Origin of the sequence: Alcaligenes phenolicus (assembly GCF_032063905.1) — a bacterium.
Taxonomy (GTDB): domain Bacteria; phylum Pseudomonadota; class Gammaproteobacteria; order Burkholderiales; family Burkholderiaceae_B; genus Alcaligenes; species Alcaligenes phenolicus.
The window spans coordinates 463,312-482,648 of record NZ_DAMBOE010000002.1 but is presented as its reverse complement, the minus strand read 5'-3'; the positions used below and the strand labels follow the sequence as shown (position 1 = coordinate 482,648).

General features: G+C 47.3%; 15 protein-coding genes and 1 tRNA gene. 4 read left to right on the top strand and 12 right to left on the bottom strand.

The features are described from left to right. Positions 1-377: 377 nt before the first annotated feature. The 4 genes from U2949_RS05610 to U2949_RS05595 all read left to right on the top strand — a co-directional run bounded on the left by U2949_RS05610 (position 378) and on the right by U2949_RS05595 (position 4,933). Positions 378-1,442, top strand: coding sequence for an AI-2E family transporter (locus U2949_RS05610; RefSeq protein WP_035275006.1), 1,065 nt, complete (start codon positions 378-380; stop codon positions 1,440-1,442). A gap of 313 nt (positions 1,443-1,755) precedes the next feature. Then, a tRNA-Leu gene (locus U2949_RS05605) sits at positions 1,756-1,840 on the top strand. Between the two features lie 447 nt (positions 1,841-2,287). Then, complete coding sequence (locus tag U2949_RS05600; RefSeq protein WP_026484201.1) at positions 2,288-3,526, top strand: O-antigen ligase family protein; 1,239 nt, start codon at positions 2,288-2,290, stop codon at positions 3,524-3,526. Positions 3,527-3,838: 312 nt separating this feature from the next. Beyond that, the gene (locus U2949_RS05595; protein WP_321286589.1) at positions 3,839-4,933 is read left to right on the top strand and encodes a Wzz/FepE/Etk N-terminal domain-containing protein; all 1,095 of its coding nucleotides are present in this window, start codon (positions 3,839-3,841) and stop codon (positions 4,931-4,933) included. Positions 4,934-5,000: 67 nt separating this feature from the next. Here the strand turns inward: U2949_RS05595 and U2949_RS05590 are convergent, their stop codons facing one another. The 12 genes from U2949_RS05590 to U2949_RS05535 all read right to left on the bottom strand — a co-directional run bounded on the left by U2949_RS05590 (position 5,001) and on the right by U2949_RS05535 (position 19,332). After that, on the bottom strand, positions 5,001-6,437 hold the full coding sequence (locus tag U2949_RS05590; protein ID WP_321286587.1) for a mannose-1-phosphate guanylyltransferase/mannose-6-phosphate isomerase: 1,437 nt from the start codon (positions 6,435-6,437) through the stop codon (positions 5,001-5,003). A 49-nt stretch (positions 6,438-6,486) separates the two neighbouring features. Then, entirely contained in the window at positions 6,487-7,587 is a 1,101-nt protein-coding gene (locus U2949_RS05585) for a glycosyltransferase (RefSeq protein WP_026484913.1), read from the bottom strand. 16 nt (positions 7,588-7,603) lie between these two features. Beyond that, positions 7,604-8,791: a hypothetical protein gene (locus U2949_RS05580; protein ID WP_266140767.1), complete on the bottom strand. Its 1,188-nt coding sequence runs from the start codon at positions 8,789-8,791 to the stop codon at positions 7,604-7,606. After that, positions 8,792-10,315: a capsular polysaccharide export protein, LipB/KpsS family gene (locus U2949_RS05575; protein ID WP_321286586.1), complete on the bottom strand. Its 1,524-nt coding sequence runs from the start codon at positions 10,313-10,315 to the stop codon at positions 8,792-8,794. Next, positions 10,269-11,324, bottom strand: coding sequence for a pseudaminic acid synthase (gene pseI, locus U2949_RS05570; protein ID WP_026484916.1), 1,056 nt, complete (start codon positions 11,322-11,324; stop codon positions 10,269-10,271). The genes U2949_RS05575 and pseI overlap by 47 nt, the downstream gene beginning before the upstream one ends. A 52-nt stretch (positions 11,325-11,376) precedes the next feature. Next, positions 11,377-11,865, bottom strand: coding sequence for a UDP-4-amino-4,6-dideoxy-N-acetyl-beta-L-altrosamine N-acetyltransferase (pseH, locus tag U2949_RS05565; RefSeq protein WP_051316420.1), 489 nt, complete (start codon positions 11,863-11,865; stop codon positions 11,377-11,379). A gap of 1 nt (position 11,866) precedes the next feature. Further along, a complete protein-coding gene (gene pseG, locus U2949_RS05560; protein ID WP_080655596.1) occupies positions 11,867-12,964 on the bottom strand; it encodes a UDP-2,4-diacetamido-2,4,6-trideoxy-beta-L-altropyranose hydrolase in 1,098 nt (365 codons plus the stop codon). 6 nt (positions 12,965-12,970) lie between these two features. Then, positions 12,971-14,998, bottom strand: a complete 2,028-nt coding sequence (locus tag U2949_RS05555) for an aminotransferase class III-fold pyridoxal phosphate-dependent enzyme (protein WP_026484917.1) — start codon at positions 14,996-14,998, stop codon at positions 12,971-12,973. Continuing rightward, positions 14,995-15,879, bottom strand: a complete 885-nt coding sequence (locus tag U2949_RS05550) for an aldo/keto reductase (protein WP_026484918.1) — start codon at positions 15,877-15,879, stop codon at positions 14,995-14,997. Before U2949_RS05550 ends, U2949_RS05555 begins: the two co-directional genes overlap by 4 nt. A 63-nt stretch (positions 15,880-15,942) precedes the next feature. Beyond that, positions 15,943-17,100: a UDP-4-amino-4,6-dideoxy-N-acetyl-beta-L-altrosamine transaminase gene (gene pseC / locus U2949_RS05545; protein ID WP_026484919.1), complete on the bottom strand. Its 1,158-nt coding sequence runs from the start codon at positions 17,098-17,100 to the stop codon at positions 15,943-15,945. After that, positions 17,100-18,098, bottom strand: coding sequence for a UDP-N-acetylglucosamine 4,6-dehydratase (inverting) (gene pseB / locus U2949_RS05540; RefSeq protein ID WP_026484920.1), 999 nt, complete (start codon positions 18,096-18,098; stop codon positions 17,100-17,102). Before pseB ends, pseC begins: the two co-directional genes overlap by 1 nt. Positions 18,099-18,111: 13 nt before the next feature. Further along, complete coding sequence (locus tag U2949_RS05535) at positions 18,112-19,332, bottom strand: lipopolysaccharide biosynthesis protein (protein ID WP_266140769.1); 1,221 nt, start codon at positions 19,330-19,332, stop codon at positions 18,112-18,114. Positions 19,333-19,337 lie beyond the last annotated feature (5 nt).

Sequence of the window (19,337 nt, the reverse complement as noted above, 5' to 3'; positions counted from 1 at the left end):
GGGCCCTAGCGTGTTGAGCTGAGCAGCAAGAGAGGCCTGAGAGTTGCCGTGGACATACAAACTTGGCCGTAAGGCGTTGGAAGTAACTTTTCCCTAGTCCTTTAGTTGGACGAGGAGGATACTTGGTAGGCGATGCAGATCATGTAGTTGAGCTCTCGGGCCTTGGCTTAGCTCCAACGCTGAATAGATCAGTGCCATGTCAATTCTGGTTTGATCAGAAAGATCGGGCTTGCTTAAAGCGGGTTTGTCGTATCAAACGCCTCGCTCAGCTTCTTGTAAGAAACGGGTATTCCTAGGGCTGTGATCATGCTATCGTCAAAAAACTTTCGGGCACCGACCCATGCCCAGACCAATAGACAAGAGGGTCTCCACCGTTTATGCAACCCGTCTTACCCGCATTTCTAATCGCTCGCTGGCTATTGCTGCTATTGCTGGCCGCAGGCGTCTACTTTTTAAAGGGATTTCTGGTCCCTGTTCTGGCCGCGCTGATCATAGGCCTGGCCGGTTGGCCCTTATATAAACGGCTGGTTGTACGCTGCAATGGCCGCACCGCACTGGCGGCTACATTGGCCTTGCTGGTCGTCATCGTGGTTCTGGTTGTGCCTTTATCCCTGGCCTTGTCCTTCGCAATCCAGGAAGCCAGCAGCTTCATTACCTGGGCGCTAGCCGCCAACCGCTACGGCACTCCTACTCCGGAATGGATCAAAGCCATGCCCCTGATGGGCGAGCGCTTGACCGAGTACTGGCAAGTCTACCTAGGCGAGCCCCACGCGCTGGGCGAGCTGGTCGAGATGGTTAGCGGCCAGCACCTGGGCAATATCTACCGCATGGTCCTGTCCGCTACCGGCAACGTGTTTCACCTGCTGCTGACCGTGCTGTTCATGCTGATCACGCTGTTCTTCATCTTCAAAGATGGTGACAGACTGCTGGTGCAATTGGATATTGTTGGCGAGCGAGTTTTGCCAGGCCGCTGGCAGCGTTTCTCCCGGGTTGTGCCTGCTACTGTGAACTCCACCGTTACCGGGATGGGCCTGATCGCCTTGGGTGAGGGCGTGGTTTTGGGTATTGCCTATTGGATTGCAGGTGTTCCATCGCCCGTACTCTTGGGTGTGATCACCGGCTTTATGGCGTTGATCCCTGGCGGCGCTCCCCTGTCATTCACAATGGTGTCCTTGTATTTAATAGGCTCTGGTCATCTGGTAGCTGGCGTGAGCTTGTTCCTGTGGGGCGCTATCGAACTGTTTATCGTCGATAAAACACTGCGACCACGCCTGGTGGGTGGCCCGGTAAAACTGCCCTTCCTGCCGACCTTCTTTGGTTTGGTTGGCGGTGTGCAAACAATGGGGATCGTGGGCTTGTTTATCGGCCCGGTCCTGATGGCTTTGTTGGTTGCGATCTGGAGAGAGTGGATTCGTAACGGACAGGCTGTGGCAGGGGACTAGGGACCCCAAACTTAGAACAAAAAGATTGAGCAGGCCAGGACGGTATACCTGGCCTGTTTTTTTATTTGGAGTCCAGGTTTGAGTATGGGCGGAAGTGGTGCAGGTGCCTGTTCGCCGAGAACTGTCCGTTAATGCTTAAGCAGTTGTGACAAAGCAGGCGGAAAACGGAGCTTCAGATGGGCTTTAGGCGGAAATGTTTTCAGTGCCAGGCTAAATTTAAAAAAATTGCTGTAGCACTTGCCAAAACCCCGAGGAATCTGCGTATAATAACAATCTTTCCTTCCAAGCCTGGATTCTCAGGTTGCCATACCTAGCCCGGGTGGTGAAATTGGTAGACGCAGGGGACTCAAAATCCCCCGCCGCAAGGCGTGCCGGTTCGATTCCGGCCCCGGGCACCACTCAAAAATCCCTAGTGTTCACAAGCACCTAGCGCGATTCAAGTCATAGCCCCAGTACTGGGGGATTTTCTTAAAAGTTCGCTTAGGTACAGTTTCGGTACACTGACGCAGCGCAATGCGGTCGACGGAGCATGTATGGTGACTCTTGCTGAGGTCCATCTGTGTAGTGGGTTTGAGCCTATTAGTCTTACCTCATGCGTTTATTTAGTCTTGTCATAATATGTACAAGAATACCTTTAATAGGTAAGAAAGGGTTGGCAGCTAAGCAGCTCTCTATGCTGTAGGAAACAAGATAAGCAAAGGTCGAGAGAAATTGCTTTGTTAGAAGCACTCGAAGACGATTTGGTGAAAGGCAGCTTATTAAGTTAAGCTCGCGAAACTTTAGCAGTATTACAATACGCTACCTTTCTCAGTGCCTTCATGGTAGTACCTTACTAGCCGTTAAAAATGCCTAATTTACAGCTTGCACAGCCTTTGCTTGCCCATTTGGGACTCCTTCTGTGCTATCCCGTTTTCCTGGCCTGGAATCGGGGACCGATCATCGGTGTGGGACTCTTGCTGCTGGGAGGGTTGTTTGCCCTCGCGTCCTTGCCAAATAAGCAACTGAACCCTAAACAGCGTACTTTGATGATGCTTCTGGTTAGCTGCTCGGTTATATGGTTCGCTATTAGCTATGCACATGGAGAACCAGCAAGTAATTACGACTTGGCATCTCGTTATGTGCTGGTGGTTCCCATACTTGTCTTGTTCGTCTTGAGTCAACCAAGTTTGAGCTGGTTCTTTGTTTGTTGTGCCATGGGAGCTTGTGCAGCTTGGCTGGTTGCCTGGTCACAGATGGACATTGCAGTTAACCAGCGAGTCAGCGGCTATACCGGTGTCATTCAGTTTGGTGACTTGTCTCTCATGCTGGGGGTTTTCTCCTTTGCGGGGTGGCTCTATACAAAGGCAAAACTGAAGAGTGGTTTGGCCTGGTTCTACCTCTTCTCTAGCGGGGCGGGCTTATACGCCTCGTTCTTGTCCGGTAGTCGTGGTGGCTGGATTGCATTCCCGTTTATTGCCGTGCTTTTTTGTGTTGGCTTTATTCATAAGAAAAATATCAAATTTGTAGCGTTGCTCGCTTTAGTTATGGGTGTAGCAGGAGCTGTAGTCGCTATGAATTCGAATTTTTTCCAAAAAAGGGTAGAGGCAGCCCAATGGGAGATTCTTGAGTATCAAAAGGGGAATCCCGATACATCGATAGGGAACCGCCTGGCACTCTGGGTGCAAACAGCGGCTGTGATCAAAGAAAATATCGTGATTGGAGCACCGTCAGTAAAGTATCGCGAGGTATTAGCCCAGGCTGCAGTGGAAAATCCAAAATTAAAGAATGCCATGGGGCTGCCCAATACTCATAACTCCTTTTTGGAGGTATTGGTGACATCAGGTATTGTCGGACTAGTACCTTTTATGGGGCTCTTGTTTTATGGCTTATATGGGTTCTTGTCGAAATTACGATCCAATAACCTGGAATTACGTGTTACGGCATTTTGTGGTGCCAGTTTGATTGTTGGTTATATTATTTTTAGCCAATCTCAAGTGATGTTCCACAGAAATAATACGCTGATATTTTTTCTGATCTCTTTGGTCTACTTGTGGGCAAAGCTGTATCCCCTCAATACTAGTCGTGCCCCCTCTGAGACTCCATAGCGGCGATAGATAGCTTCTTTGAGCTGTTTTTAAGTGTCTGAAATTATTGATAGAGCGATTTGCGTAACGGCCGTGGCTGATGGGGTGTGAGGTGCGGTTGATGGCACTGGCCCGGAGCTATGCTGCGGTGACATTTCCTTGAGGACGCTTACTTTACATATGAATTATTCGTGGATACAGTGAGTCGATTGCCGAGAGACCCGTCAGAGTTGGCGACTGAAGCCGCAAGGTGTGACTCCATATTGCCGTCAATGCGATGGACTGCTTGTTCTTATTGACAATAACCAAATAGTGACTTGAGTACCCAAGACTATGCAACACCAACATGTTGATGATATTGACCTGCGTGATCTTGTTCTGATCCTTTGGCGGAATAAAGTACGTTTGCTCGTCTGTATTCTGTTCACTACATTAATAGCTGCTGCTTATGCTTTTATTAGTGCCCCGACTTATGAAGCCAGTAGTAATATTTTGCCGCCAACGCCTGCTAACCTGAGTAGCTACAATGCAGTTGCTCAAAGCGTAGAGAAGTTGCCAGGAATGGAAGCTGAGGGTGCGTATCGAATCTTTTTGCGACCAGAGGATGCTTATCGTATATTTTTACGACATTTGAATTCTGGATCATTAAAACTTTCATTTTTTGATAAATATTATTTGCCTGAAAAAATTGGTGATCGCAAGCCCAGTACTAATGAAAGAGAGCAGCTATGGAAAGACTTTAACTCTGCTCTTGGTATCGCCTTGCCCACGACCAATACACCTGATCTGGCCACGGTTAGCTTGGCGGACCATAACCCAACCATCGCAAGCACTTGGGTTAATGACTACATAGAAATGGCGATGCATGCTTCCAGTGAGCAAGCCTTGAGCACATTGACCAGTACTATCGATACTCGTGTCCAACAACTGAATATAGAGATTGATGGGCTGCGTACGGTTGCGGAGCAAGACCGGGTGAACCGTATCACTCGCTTGAAAGAGGACATTTTGCTCGCCAAATCAATAGACCTGAAGGCTCCCTCGAACAGCACCAACTTGATTATTACCTATGCTGGTGAAGCACCAACTCACACCAGCGATACGGCCTATCTGCGGGGAAGCTTGGTGCTGGAGGCTGAGCTGGCCTTATTGAAAGCGCGGGAAAATAATGATCCCTATATTGAAGGGCTGCCGATTCTGAACGAGCAATTGGCTGTGCTCAAGAACCTGAAGCCAGGCGACAAGCTACTCAGACTTGCCGCTATTGATAACTATGCAGTGGTCCCGGAAACACCTGTGAAACCCAAGAAATTATTATTGATTCTCTTGGGGGCAGTGTTGGGGCTGATCTTGGGTGTATTCGGGATACTTGTGAAGGAGTGGTGGATGCGCTCGGCACTGGACAGAAAGGCAGTAAACAGCCTCTAACAATAACCGGCTTGGCCCGACTTGGAGCTTTAAAAGGGAGTGCAAGATCGGGCTAAGCGGTAGGAAGTTAGTCGTCTTTGTCGACCCTGCCGTAACGGTCTTCAAAACGTACGATGTCATCTTCACCCAAGTAGGATCCGGACTGTACCTCAATCAATTCCAGAGGAATAACCCCAGGATTCTCCAAGGCATGTATTTCCCCCACAGGGATGTAAGTAGACTGATTTTCGGTTACCAGGTAGACCTGTTCTCCTTTGGTAACCTTTGCAGTGCCACTGACCACTATCCAATGCTCGGCACGATGGTGATGCATTTGCACCGACAGCTTGGCTCCAGGTTTTACTGTTATGCGTTTAACTTGGTATCTGTGGCCTGTATCAATGGAGTCGTAGATTCCCCAAGGGCGATAGACTTCACGGTGAACCAGGTGCTCATGCCGACCGTCTCTTTTTATTTGGTCAACCAGTTGTTTTACATCCTGTACCGCATCGCGGTGGGCTACCAGGACGGCATCCTTAGTTTCTACAACGATAAGATTGTCTACTCCGACTGTCGCGATAAGGCGGCTTTCGGCACGCAAGTAGTTGTTAGTTGAATTATGCGTAATGATATCGCCTATACAAACATTGCCTTGAGCGTTCTTGGTGCTGGTATCCCACACCGCTGACCAAGCACCGATATCGTTCCAGCCAGCGTCCAGTGGGACCACTGCCGCCGAATCTGTTTTTTCCATCACCGCATAGTCAATAGACTCGCTTGGGCAGGCGGAGAAATGGTCTGCGTCAATGCGAATGAAGTCCATGTCTTGATCGATTTTGGATAAAGCCAAGCGGCATGCAGCAAGAATTTCCGGGTAGTGCTGCTCCAGTTCTTCCAGATAACGGCTGGCCTTGAACATAAACATGCCGCTATTCCAGTAGTACTCCCCGCTGGCTACATATGCTTCGGCTACCGATAGTTCCGGTTTTTCCACAAAACGTTTCACTACGAACGCAGGGTTCTTTGCTTCCAGTTTCGGCCCGCGCTGAATATAACCATAACCAGTCTCTGCTCGTGTAGGAACCACTCCAAACGTAGCCAACTTTCCTGACTGGGCTACATACAGGGCTGTGCTGACGCTTGAGTGAAATGCAGCCGTATCCGGAATGAGGTGATCTGCTGCCAAGACTAGCAGAACAGTGTCTGGATCCTTCTGAACGATATTTAGGAGATACAGGGCAGCTAATGCAATGGCAGGGGCTGTATTACGGCCTACAGGTTCCAGGATAATCTTTACCTGATCCATGTTTAATTGACGTAATTGCTCTGCAGCAAGAAACCGATGTTCTTCATTGCAGATCAATAGTGGAGGCGCAAACTCCAGGCCATTCAATCTTGTTAATGTTTTATGCAGAAGTGATTCTTTATCGTCAGAAATAGCCAGAAATTGCTTTGGATTTAGCTGACGAGACAGCGGCCACAGTCGAGAGCCGTGCCCACCTGCTAGTATTATTGGAATAACCATTCTGCATCCTATATTCAATAAGACCTACTAATAACTGGTGAGAACTTAATTAGTTTTCATTTAGTTTTGTGTCAATAAAATATTTGATTTCTTTCTTGAATCTATCTTTATTGAATTTCTCTGCATGCTGACGCAGTGTGTTCTTGTCAAAGATTATTTCCTTGGTTTCAATTTTCATGACTGCTTCCATCAGGGCTTCAACAGTTTGTGCATGAAAGTAAATCCCGGTTTTTCCGTCAATAACGGTCTCTAGTGCGCCTCCTTTGGCATACGCTATCACTGGAGCACCCGCTGCCATTGCCTCAACTGGAACAATGCCAAAATCTTCCACGCCTGGAAAAATGAGTCCTTTGCATTTCTGCAGCAGATCCTTTATGACAGGAAAGGGCTGCCTGCCCATTATTTGGACATTTTCCTTTGCCATGGATTTTAGGGTTTCAAAGAGCTCTCCCTCACCCACGACTCGCAACGGTAGCCCTAGCTTGTTGAAGGCCTCAACAGCCAGGTCAGCTTTCTTGTAGCCAACCAATTGACCCAAACACAAATAAAAATCTTCCCTCTCACAGTTGGAGTCAAAATCATTGACGCTCACTGGAGGGAAAATAACCTGCGAGTCACGCCTATAGTATTTTTTTATCCGGGATGAGATGAAGCTTGAGTTTGCGATGAAATGGTCAACACGGTCAGCGGATAGCCTGTCCCAGATTCTTAATCTATGAGCTAAAAATGGGAATAGCTTCCTGATAGCAAAGCTGGCACGGCCCAAATAGTCATGGTACATGTCCCATATATATCTCATGGGGGAGTGGCAATAACAGATATGGAGAGCATTAGGGCGAGTAATTACACCTTTGGCGGGGCCTGACTCACTGCTGATGACCAGGTCATACATCCCCAGGTCCAGTTGCTCCAATGCTAAGGGCATGAGTGGCAGGTACTTTTGATAGTGTTTTTTAGCACCCGGAAGTCTTGAGATGAAGGTGGTATGGATCTTCCCAGTGAAGTGCTTTGGGAGGAAGTCCCTTACTAAACTTTCGTCACATACATGAAGGTATAAATCGGCATCTGGGTAGATTTCAGCAATGGCTTTGCAAACAGCTTCGCCTCCACGATTGCTTAACCACCAGTAGTGAACTATTGCTACTTTCATGTGTATCCCTATATCGCTAATTTTCTGGAGTCAGTGTATTAAATATTACTTTTTTTATGCTGGAATTTGCAGGCAATCCAGTATTTGCGAGAAAAAAGAAAAATAAAATTATAATGATAGGTCTTGAGAAAAAAGCTGTCATTGAGCAGGCGAATAAGAAAAACCAGGAATAATATATTGAGTACCAGTTGTTGGAATGTTTTTTTATTATTGTGGCTGCCAGTAATAAAAATAGAAAAACAGGAATAATTCCAAAATTGAAAAAAATATTGTAGTACTGAGAGTCAAAAAGCATGTAGCTGCTATTCTGGCTTGCTCCGAAAACCCAATTAACAGGATTGGATATGGAGTCCAGGAAGAGCTGAAGCTGCATTTCGCGGGCGGATAGCGAAGTTAAATGAGTGGATTTTTCAAAGAATATCTGGTTTATTTTCCAAATAAAGTGAAGGTTCATGATGTCATCAAAGAAAAGCCAGAACCCTATGACAGTGGCAAGGCCAAGAAAAATAACCATTTTCAAATTTCTGGCTATGGATAGAAATAATCCAATAATAGCTGTGACAGAGCCAGATAAAATTATTAATAATGCAATCAAGGACCAGATGAAGATTTTCGTGGAAAATTTTCCTTCGTAGGAGTACCAGATCCAGAAAGAGAAAAAGGTCAGGAAAACTCCATAGCTATTATGGTTTAACAAGGTTCCTGTTAGCCTGGATCCTTCCCAGAAAAATCCGCCGATGGAATATTCCAATAAAACAATAATAAATGAGAAAATAAGTTGGGAGCAAAGAAGTAAAAAAAGAAAAGAATTAAAGCGGTTTTTTTCAATGGAGCTGCAGTAGTGGTAAATCAAGCCACCAAGAAAGACATAGAATATTTGATTCCTGAAAAAATAATGTATGTAATCTATGCTTCTTAAGCTGTATGCTCCTCTGGCTGAGAAAATAAATAAGGAAAAAACAAAAATAAACCAGAATATAAAAATAGGGTCTGGGTTTTTGATATTCCATTTTGAGGAGAATAATAGGACAAAAAAAATCAGAATGGAAAATAGATCAAAGAATATATATATATCTTTGGGAATGACCATTTCGCCATATTCATTTAGAGGCGCAAACAGTGACGTTGCGCCAATGTATACGGTAAAAAATATATAAATATATAATATATTTATACTTAATGATCGAGAGTGAGTTGAAATCATTTATTTTGAATATTCAACAATCTTCAATATTCCCTCTTCCAAAGCGGAAAGGTTTTCCTCGGATAGAACTATCTGGGCTGTATCCAATTTGTGGACATCAAACATGCCTTTAAAGCTGCCTTTGTAAATAGCATTTAAAGCTATAGCGATGTCATCAACTTCAGCGACTTTCAGGTTTGAGTTGAATAGACTTCTAATTTGCTCAATATTCGATATTTTATAGACGCCTGGAAACTGGTCGTAGAAAACATCGCCCAAAACAAGAGCAGGTTTTCCGGCCAGGAATGCCTCCCAGCCCATGGTGCCACTGATCACAATAACGCCTTGAGAGTTATTGATGACCCTTTTTGTATCTTCTCCTGGGGCTATTAGTTTGACATTAAATAGCTGCTGGATCTCCTGATACATTTTATGGCTGTGCATGCCGTAGGCAGCAGGGTGCTCTTTTACATACAGGTACTCGCCTAGAGGAAGGCGTCTGGAAATGGCCTTGATGGTTTCCAGTTGATTTACGTAGTCGGGGCCTAATACCAGCGTTGATGCCTCTGGCTGTAAATGCAGGGGGTAAATATAGTACTTGTCATCGTAATTGACAGAGTCAAATTTAAAGACAAATTTTAGATATTTTCCATTGATGATTCTTTTCAGATTTCTTTTTGCATACCAGAGAGGGTGCTGGGTAATGTAATCTTCTTTCTTTGACCAGTTTTTAAAATACCAATTTTTTAGTCTGTGAAAAAATTCTCTCACAAAAACACTGCTGATCCCACCTGTTTGTCGAGCGCTAGCCATGTAATCGGGGCTGCTGAACTTTATTCTGAAGTCAATAACTTCATTTGCTTCTGCAGAGTAATCGATTTTTTCTTTATTTTCCAAGTTTTCAGCATATATCTTGTCTACTAAGTCCCATTTTCCACCATAACCTTCCGATAAAGTGAAGCGGGACTCTTTTTGTCTGGTGCCATATAGTGAATAGCAGACAAGATTATTCTTTCTGGCTACCTCTACCATTACCAAATTGTACAGATAGGCTACCCCGGTAATGAAAAATTTAGTTACCCCAGCAGCTACCAGCTCTTCTATTTTCAGAAAAGTCCAAACTAGCAGTTTCACTTGTTCATCTCTGCCGAGATAAGCAATGAACCTATCAGCTTGTATAAAACCAGCAACTGCAGAACTATATTCTTGTTTGATTCTATCTAACTCTTTGTCCCAGTCGATTGGGCTGTCTTCCAGGTCGAGTGGAAACAAGTCGATTTGATCTGTCCAACCTTCTTTCCAGCGATTGCCAAGCGTGATGGCACAGACATCATGCCCCTTCCTCTGCAAGGCAAGGGCTGCTCTGGAGTAAATCAGGGCTTCATCACAGACAAAATCGAAACAAATTTTCATATTGAAAACCGGGCAGTGCGAATAGGTGTGTTTAAGGTTTGAAAATATTTGACTGGGGTGTGAAATATTTTCCTTGTTATTTTTTTCAGGAAGCTTGCTGGACAAACTGCTCCCAGCTCGTTGGTGTGCCATGGGTAACATCTATTGCCAGTGTCTTGCCAACCAGCTCGGAAAAATGCTTGGGAGCCAAGCCAGTACCTGGACGAATGCGCTTGATATCCCTTTCCGTGACGATCTCGCCTGCTTTCATGTCTCGTACAAAATAAATTGAACGACGGAAAATCTTATTGGCTTGCTCTGCCTCTTGCCGTTGGTATCCAACCTGTCCAACGGCTGCCCATGCGTCGCGTGTATCAGAGCACAGGCGTTCAAGCTCAGGTGGCTCTATAGAGAAACCACTATCGGGCCCACCGTCATCACGATCTAGAATGAAGTGCTTTTCAATTACACACGCGCCTAGTGTGACTGCTGCGACAGAAGCAACGGTACCTAAGGTGTGATCAGATAAGCCTGGGACTGCGTCAAAACGGCGTCCCAGTTCGGCTAGTTGGGCGACATTTGCCTGTTCCATCGGGGCAGGGTAGCTGCTTATGCAATGCAGTAGAACCAGCTCCTTGCAGCCAGCCTGACGTGCGGTATCAACGGCTTCTTGTATTTCCAGCTCTGTGGCCATGCCGGTAGACATGATCATGGGTTTGCCTGTCCGGGCAACGTACTGGATTAACGGTAGATCTGTCAGTTCAAACGAGGCAATCTTGTATGCGGGTGCGTTCAACTTTTCCAGTAGATCAACCGCAGTTTCATCAAAAGGGGTTGAGAACACGGTGATTCCGATTTTGCGGGCATGCTCAAACATGGCTTGATGCCATTCAAACGGGGTTTGAGCCTGCTTGTACAGATCGTACAGTGTATAGCCGCGCCAAGGGCCCTCATTAATCAAGAATTCTGGGCGATCACTTTGGATCGTCATTGTGTCGGCTGTATAAGTCTGCAATTTAATTGCAGATGCCCCTCTACGTTTGGCCTCATCTATAGTTTGCAAGGCACGTTCCAGAGACCCATTATGATTGGCCGACAACTCAGCAATAATATAAGGAGGGTAATGGGGACCTATTTTTACACCATCAATTGTTACGACCATTTTTTACCTCATATTAAATAATTTTTACAGAAGCTAAAATTCATATGAAATTTTATTTATTTCTAATTTTAGCGAAGCGTATTACCGATTCAAATTTATCGTTGGAAAGGAAGTGGTCCTTGAAAATACCTTCAATCTTGAAGTCCAGTCTTTTATGTAGCTCCTGACTGCGGACATTGCTTTCCAGTACCTCTGCATTGATTTTGTGCAAATTCAAATCAGAGAAGCAGTAGTTGATAGCTGCCATACACATGATTTTTCCTGTTCCTTTTGGGGCCTCGGGATTTGCATAGAACCCCCAAAAAGCGTGTTTTGAGCTGTTGTCGATTTTTGTAATGCTGACTACGCCCAGTGGGGTATTCGCATCTCCCAGAAATAGGAGCCATTTCGAATCTTTTTTTTGTTTTTCCCGCTCAAACCAGGCTTGATGGTCTTCGTACGCAATTTCTTCCTGGGAGAACATGCAGGACCTGACTGCAGGATGGTTTCTCCACTGCAAAATAAGTAACAGGTCTTCTTTCCTAATTTCTCTAAGCGTCATCTTACTGATCCAGCATAAGTTGGATTACCTTTGCTACTCCCAAACCGTCTACCGCTGCTCGCATTGTCCTGGACTGTTCTGCCAAGTGGTTTGGGTTGGACAGCACGAACCTGAGTTCTGTCGAGATTTTTTCCTCAGTGAGGTCTTCCACTGATTGCAGGAACTCGATCAAGCCGCGGCTGGCCAACTGTTCATTGATGGCCTGCTGGTTATAAGCAACGCTAGTTACAAGTGAATTTAAGCCTAAACACAGCCTTTCCCAATTAGTAGTACCGCCAGCCCCCAACATCAAGTCAGCCCGTACCATCAAGGCGGCCAGACTGGGTAAATCCGCGTAGACTCTGGTGTTCGGACGTTTTGTTGCCAGCTGCCTGACAACTGCTGGCGTTGGGTGGTTCTTCCCGATGACGACATCCACCGATAAATGATGGAGCGCATCATTGCTGACTGCCTGCAGATATCGTTCTGTCAGGTGATGAGGATCGCTACCGCTAACAAATATCAGTATTCGCGAGATGCTCCCATCACGTTCGGGCAAGGACCTTGCAAATGAACCGTATTCAGGTGCAAGCAAAGCGTAATGAGGTCCGAGCAAAAGCTGGCAGGAGGGATTAACCAGCTCCTTGTACCGTGTTTCAGCTGCCGTATCCAGGACATTCTGATCCAGCAGGATGTCGCAGCGGTGAGGTCGATCCAGCAAGTCATCGATCACCATCAGCTTGTGAACCTTGCTTGCAAGCAGTTGTTCCCATTTGCTGTCGATCGCATAGTGATCCACAATCAGCCAGTCAAATTGAGCATGACCTTCGAGCACAGAGAGAGTCTGTAGTGCATCGGTTCGCCAAGACACTTGTAGCCATTTTGCATGTGCATTTTCATAAGCTACCTCATGGTGATGCTCCTGCTCATCACCAATCGTTAATAGATGCACAAGAAAATTACGTGTGCTGATGAGCTTGCCCAAGTGTCCAGGATGATCCCGGCATATAAAAACGCATGTGTGACCTTGGCGTCTTAATTCTTCCGCCAAGGTCAGACAGCGCATTACATGCCCGGTGCCTATTTGAGTAGATGCATCTACACGAAAAGCAAAGTTCATGGGGACTTAGTTCAGGCGCTTGAAACCACTATGGCACACTGGTCCTTTCAACAGCTCGCTAACCGGGCGACCTTCTTCGCACTCTTTGATCAGCTTGAAGATAGGCTCCAGTTCTGCAAAGTATCCTTGCACCACACTTTCGGTGTGATCGATACAAACATAGACGGAGTTGCCTGCAAGGTACCCTTTGGCCAGCATTTCCTGGGTAATGAGGGTTTTGTACTCCAAGGCATTCTTGCTGTTGAAGGTATAGCCGGTTAATGCGGCAAGCCCCCAGTGGCTGATGCCCAACTCATATTTATCTGCCAGATCCTGCCATTGCTGACGAATCTTCAGGCCAGTTGCAGTGATGGTTTCCCAAGAGCGAAGTTTCTCCATCACTTCCAGAGTTTTCAGACCTGCAGAAGAGCCAATCCGCTCCGTCCAGAACGTGCTGCTGATAAAGCTCGTCTGGGCCGCTTGCATGATTTCACGGCGTCCAATCGTTGCAGTGACGGCATAACCATTGCCCAGCGTTTTACCAAATATCGCCATATCTGGTTCCACGCCATACTTTTTATGCAGGCCGCCAAAGGTCTCACGAAAGCCGGAGGTGCATTCATCAAACACCAGCACAATGCCTTTTCGTGTCGCCAAGTCACGGACTTTATGCAAGAAGTTATCTTCTGGCCCCATATTGCGGACAACTTCCATCTTGATTACGCCGATATCGTGCTCGTTTACCAGCGCTTCCAGACCGGCGTAGTCGTTGTAGGTGAAGGGGTAAACAGTTCCGCGCAGAGTGCTTGGTACACCTTTAGGTTCCAGACCTGGCAACAAATGGCCGGCCAGGCTTTCATCGCTGCCCAGGTTTGCGGACAGATACCAATCATGCCAGCCATGGTAGCCGCATACTGCCACTTTTTCTTTGCCACTAGCTGCCCGAGCAATACGAATGGCAATGGAGTTGGCTTCGCCGCCCGTACGTGCGAAGCGGACCATGTCAGCCCAAGGATGCAGTTCTACCAGCTTTTCAGCCAAGTACACTTCCTCAGGGGCATTGAATGTGGACATATTGCCATTTTGTACTGTACGCATGACAGCCTCATCCACTTCAGGATGGCCATAACCTAGCGTATTGGTCCCGATGCCCATCAGGCTCATATCTGTGTAGGCATTGTTATCCAAGTCCCACACCGTACAACCTTTTGCTTTACTGAAATATGCAGGCCATTGTTCAGGCAAAAACATCTCGGCTCTTTTGGAGAGCAACATGTTTCCACCTGGAATTACTTCTTTTGCCCGTTTCCAAAGCTTCTGACCGCTACCCATAACTGCTCCTTCATTACGCTTTAACTGTGTGTTTTTCAAAAAAATATCTGGAGTGTCCCGCTGTAAAGCAACCACTTCTTGCCAGGAGAAATGCAGGTCTGGCGCGAAGTGTTCAAAAACCTGTTGAACTACTTGTAGATCAACCTTTTCATCCACTGTCCAACGCCAGCTCGACAGGTCCTCTTCATGACAGATGTTTTTTGTTCTGAATTGTCCTGACTCTCGCAAGTAGGGCGTTACATGCTCTCGATCATGTTGCCTGTTTGTCAGGCTTGCCGAACGCTCCAAGGCTTGCAAGGTAAATATTTCAATGTCCAGCCCATCCGGGTAGGTAGGAGGGGCGCAGTTGCTCAGATAGTCCAGGCCGGCTGTCTTGAAGGCCGAGATCATCTGATCAACGAGCGTTGGGTCTACTAAAGGGCAGTCCCCGGTAATCCGAACCACAATGTCCGCTTCATACGCCTTGGCTGCGTCCAGATAGCGCTGCAGAACGTCGTGCTCACTGCCTTGGGCGCATTCGAAACCCAAGTGCTTAACATGTTCGATCAAAGGGAGATTGTTTTTGTCATCGGAAGTTGCAACTACGAGCTGATCGATCTCCTTGGCCTGTGAGAGTCGTGCCAGCAAGACTTCAATCATTGGCCGCCCGGCTACGGGCATCATGACTTTGCCTGGTAAACGACTGGACCCCATCCTGGCCTGAACTATCGCTACAGTTTTCACAAGGAGCTCCACATCGATGGATTGATCAACTGACTGTCGTCAGTCAAAAGTGTATTGGGTAAAACAGGTGTATTGCCGTCCGTAGCTTGCAGGATTTCTTCCAAGTGGCGTAGTGAGTCCACTCCCACCACCACTTTTTCGATTTCAGGGGTATTGACTGCAAAACGCAAGCAGGCCTCAAGGGCTGTTTGTCCGGTTTGGCTCAGCCAATGTTCCCACTCATTCCAGAGGGCATTCCATCGCGAAAATTTTGTGGGTCTATTGGTGACCGTCATCAACAGCAAGCCTTGTAAAAACACAGACCGGACATGAAGGGCAGTCCCTTGTTGTTGCAAACGTTGCAACCAGCCGCTGCGTTTCAGGCGTTGATCCAAAACACTGAATGGTGCCTGCACCAGGTCAAAGTGATAGCTCTCGCAGAGGAGGTCCAGTTCCTGAGGGCCATATACCGATACACCGATACGTTTGACCAGCCCTTGCTGTTTCAAGCTTGTGAGCGCTTCGTAGAGCGCCTGACCGGAGCTTTGCAGCAACTGTTCTGGCCTATGCAATAAAAGACCATCTACATGTTCTACTTGCAGCAGTTCCAGTGAACTGCTCAATTGTGCCTGGACCCAGGCCTGTATGTCGGCTTGAGGGGGCATCTCTGGCAGTTTCGTGACGATAGAGAAACCTTCCACTCCATTTTGTCCAAGTACACGCTGACTTTCACCGTAGGCGACTGCTGTATCCAGAGTAGACACACCAGAGCTTCGCGCATGTCCCAGGATCTGCGCTACTACGTCAACAGGCACTTTCCCAGTTTGATTGGCTACCCCATATTCGGTGCCAAACTGAACTGTTCCTAGCGCAATCTTTCCAACTTTACCGACTGAACTCATGCTGAAAGAACCTTAGCCAAAAATACTTGCCTGCTACCGCTGCATTTCATGCCAGCTTGCTGCTTACTGAAGCAGGTCGTGCAGGACGTGGACCACTCGGTCCTGTTCTGCAGCAGTCAGGGTGGGGTACAAAGGCAAGCTGATTGCCTCGCTGTAATAGCGTTCGGATTCGGGGAACATCCCCGTCTGGAAACCCAATGCCTGGTAATACGGCTGCGTATGGACAGGGATGTAATGCAGATTTACACCCACTCCTTGTTCTCGCAAGCTGTCAAACATTTGTCTCTGACTACGTTCAATTTGATCAAGCTTCAAGCGGATGACATAAAGATGGCAACCTGAATAGCTATCTGGATGCTGCCAGGGCAGAACCAGGGGAAGGTCCTTGAGCAAGTTGTTGTACCGTGCGCTAATTTCGTGGCGCCGAGCGACCAGCTCATCCAGGCGCTGCATCTGGCTCAGGCCCAAAGCCGCTTGGACCTCCGTCATCCTGTAATTGTAGCCAAGAGCAATTTGCTGGTAGTACCAGGGACCATCAGGCTCATGCGTCATTTGTGCGGGATCGCGTGTGATCCCATGGCTACGGTACAAATGCATGGCGGTTGTCAGCTTGTCATCATTGCTGACAGCAACACCACCTTCTGCAGTCGTGATAATTTTTACTGGGTGAAAGCTGAAGACCGTGATGTCACTGTAGCGGCAGTTGCCGATATATTCGCCTTTGTATTTGCCCCCGATCGCGTGGGAGGCATCTTCAATAATCTTGAAATTGAAACGTTGTGACAGGGCTCGTATCGCTGCCATATCACAGGGTTGTCCGCACAAATGCACCACCACAAGTACCTTGGGTAACTTGCCTTCAGCTTGAGCGGCAAGTAGTTTCTTTTCCAGTTGCTGTGGACAAAGATTGTAAGTACGTGGGTCAATATCAACAAAGTCCACTTGAGCGCCGCAGTACAGACCACAGTTTGCGGAGGCGACGAAAGTGATGGGCGTTGTCCACAAGTAGTCACCAGGTCCTAGGTCAAGGGCCAGACAGGCAATGTGCAAGGCACTGGTGGCACTATTGACCGCTACGGCATGTTTGACTCCGACGGTGTCGGCAATCATTTGCTCGAATAAAGGGACCTTTGGGCCTTGGGTCAGGAAGTCGGACTGCAAAACCTCGACAACAGCATCGATGTCGGCTTGAACTATATCTTGTCGGCCATAGGGAATCATTAGATGCTCCCAATCTTGTCGTGATTTTTATTGATCCATTCCTGCAGCTCCGCGTCACTCATCCACTCGGTGTTGTTGTCGCTGGCATAGATGAAGCCTTCAGGCACACGTTTGCCATCCTTGATACGTTTTGGACACGTGGCCCATCCGTGAATGGTGGGCAATATCTTGAAATGCTCAGGATATTCGTAAGTGTAGTAGGCATCTTCTGCGCTGATCATCTGCTCATGCAGCTTTTCGCCAGGACGGATACCGATGACTTCCTGCCTGGCTTCCGGGGCAACTACACGTGCCAAGTCAGTAACTTTCATAGATGGGATTTTCTTTACGTAAATTTCTCCACCAACCATATCGTCAAATGCGTGCCAGACCAGCTTGACGCCTTCTTCCAGGGAAATCATGAAGCGGGTCATGCGCTCGTCTGTAATAGGCAAGACACCCTTGTCTTTTACCGACATGAAAAATGGGATGACCGAACCACGAGATCCCATGACATTGCCATAGCGCACGACTGCAAACTTGGTGCCGTGTTCACCTGAGTACGAGTTGCCCGCGACGAACAGCTTGTCGGAGGCAAGTTTGGTTGCGCCGTAAAGATTAATAGGGCTGCTGGCTTTATCGGTTGATAATGCCACCACACCTTTTACACCCTTATCAATACAGGCGTCGATCAGGTTCATTGCACCATTAATATTAGTTTTCACACACTCGAAAGGATTGTATTCAGCGGTAGGAACAATTTTGGTTGCCGCTGCATGGACGACATAATCAACACCGTCTAGGGCGCGGTACAAACGCTCCTTGTCACGGACATCTCCGATAAAGAAGCGAATGCGGTCATCTCCTTGATATTTTTTCGCCATGTCCCATTGCTTCATCTCATCACGCGAAAAAACAATTATTTTCTTTGGATTGTATTTTTCTAAGGTCATGGGGACAAAGGTATTGCCAAATGAACCTGTGCCACCGGTGACCAATATAGTTGAGTTACTCAGCATTCTTGTTCCTTGCTTAGTGTGTCTCAGCTTTTGCAGCCGAGCGATATGACTTGGGCGTAAGTCGATAGAAGGCCCAAGTTTTCCAGATTAAAAGTACAGAAAAAGCGGCCACTAAGCCTAACAGGACAGCTTTCTCAGGCAGAAAGGTGGAGAACAGCCACGTGACCAGCCCGAATAACAGGAAGGCAGTCAGGTGGCTATAAATTATTGCCTTGTCGTACCCCTGAGCGTACAAGGCATAGTGTGGCACCATGCTGAATGCATAGAGCGAAGCTATTAACAATATCCATGGAAATAAGGAAAGTTGTTGTATATAAACTTCCTTATTCAACAAACTTAATAACGGGACAATAGCAATAGAGGCACCGATTACAAATAGTCCGGTCAATATTGCACATAATACGAGCGATTGTTTTAAGGCTTTCCCGAACTCCCCATGCCTTTTCTCGTGGTGTGTGCTGATCAGTTTGGGATAGGTAAACGAGAATACCCCTGCATCCAGAAATGTCATCAAGGCGTTGGCCATGCTCATGAACAGTACGTAGGCAGCCAGAACCTCCAGGCCTTGAAGCGTTTCAAACCAGTATCGGTCGAGTGTCAACACCCCTTGCAAGGCAAGTGTGGCTAACAGCAAGGGGATGGCAACCTTCAGGCCTTTCAGGATCCAGCGCCAATCAATAGGGCTCCACCATCCCGTGAGCCTGAGCCTGTAAAAGGTAAGATAAGCCAGAGTCAGGGCCAGGAAACCACCAATGCTCCAAGCGATCATCACCACCTGTAAAGAGCGTACCGTCGGGTCATAGTACATCCACAGAACCAGTATCAAGCCCCATAGCCCAGAGCGTAAAAACAAGACCCAGCTTGCTGTCAGCTGCATGGAAATGGCAATGAGCAGGCGGTTTAACTCTTGGTTGATATGCTCCAGTATCAGGACGATAAAGAACAGGCCTGCCAGGTGCCAAGGCAATAGCTCATATACAAAGACCAGGAGTAAGAGAGGAAGTACGACGGCATACAGTGCCAGGTGAAGAGTCCCCTGGTTTTTTAGCAGGGACGCCCATTGACTACGATCCTGCTTGAGCAGTTCGCGGGTACTGTAGGTGTAGAAGTCGAAGCCCAAGGGGTAAATGGCGTAGCTGATTGTGGCCGCGACCAAGCCATACAGGCCCAGCTCTGCCGGCTCCAGGTACCCCGCTAAAAAAAAAATCAGCAAAAACTTGCTGACTAGCGTCATACCAC

Excerpts from the sequence above, each read along its gene's own strand:
- U2949_RS05575 (WP_321286586.1), bottom strand. The coding sequence starts at position 10,315 with ATGGCACACCAACGAGCTGGGAGCAGTTTGTCCAGCAAGCTTCCTGAA.
- pseG (WP_080655596.1), bottom strand. The coding sequence starts at position 12,964 with ATGAACTTTGCTTTTCGTGTAGATGCATCTACTCAAATAGGCACCGGG.
- U2949_RS05585 (WP_026484913.1), bottom strand. The coding sequence starts at position 7,587 with ATGAAAGTAGCAATAGTTCACTACTGGTGGTTAAGCAATCGTGGAGGC.
- U2949_RS05590 (WP_321286587.1), bottom strand. The coding sequence starts at position 6,437 with ATGGTTATTCCAATAATACTAGCAGGTGGGCACGGCTCTCGACTGTGG.
- U2949_RS05600 (WP_026484201.1), top strand. The coding sequence starts at position 2,288 with ATGCCTAATTTACAGCTTGCACAGCCTTTGCTTGCCCATTTGGGACTC.
- pseI (WP_026484916.1), bottom strand. The coding sequence starts at position 11,324 with ATGGTCGTAACAATTGATGGTGTAAAAATAGGTCCCCATTACCCTCCT.
- pseB (WP_026484920.1), bottom strand. The coding sequence starts at position 18,098 with ATGCTGAGTAACTCAACTATATTGGTCACCGGTGGCACAGGTTCATTT.
- U2949_RS05535 (WP_266140769.1), bottom strand. The coding sequence starts at position 19,332 with ATGACGCTAGTCAGCAAGTTTTTGCTGATTTTTTTTTTAGCGGGGTAC.
- U2949_RS05580 (WP_266140767.1), bottom strand. The coding sequence starts at position 8,791 with ATGATTTCAACTCACTCTCGATCATTAAGTATAAATATATTATATATT.
- pseC (WP_026484919.1), bottom strand. The coding sequence starts at position 17,100 with ATGATTCCCTATGGCCGACAAGATATAGTTCAAGCCGACATCGATGCT.
- U2949_RS05550 (WP_026484918.1), bottom strand. The coding sequence starts at position 15,879 with ATGAGTTCAGTCGGTAAAGTTGGAAAGATTGCGCTAGGAACAGTTCAG.
- pseH (WP_051316420.1), bottom strand. The coding sequence starts at position 11,865 with ATGACGCTTAGAGAAATTAGGAAAGAAGACCTGTTACTTATTTTGCAG.
- U2949_RS05595 (WP_321286589.1), top strand. The coding sequence starts at position 3,839 with ATGCAACACCAACATGTTGATGATATTGACCTGCGTGATCTTGTTCTG.
- U2949_RS05610 (WP_035275006.1), top strand. The coding sequence starts at position 378 with ATGCAACCCGTCTTACCCGCATTTCTAATCGCTCGCTGGCTATTGCTG.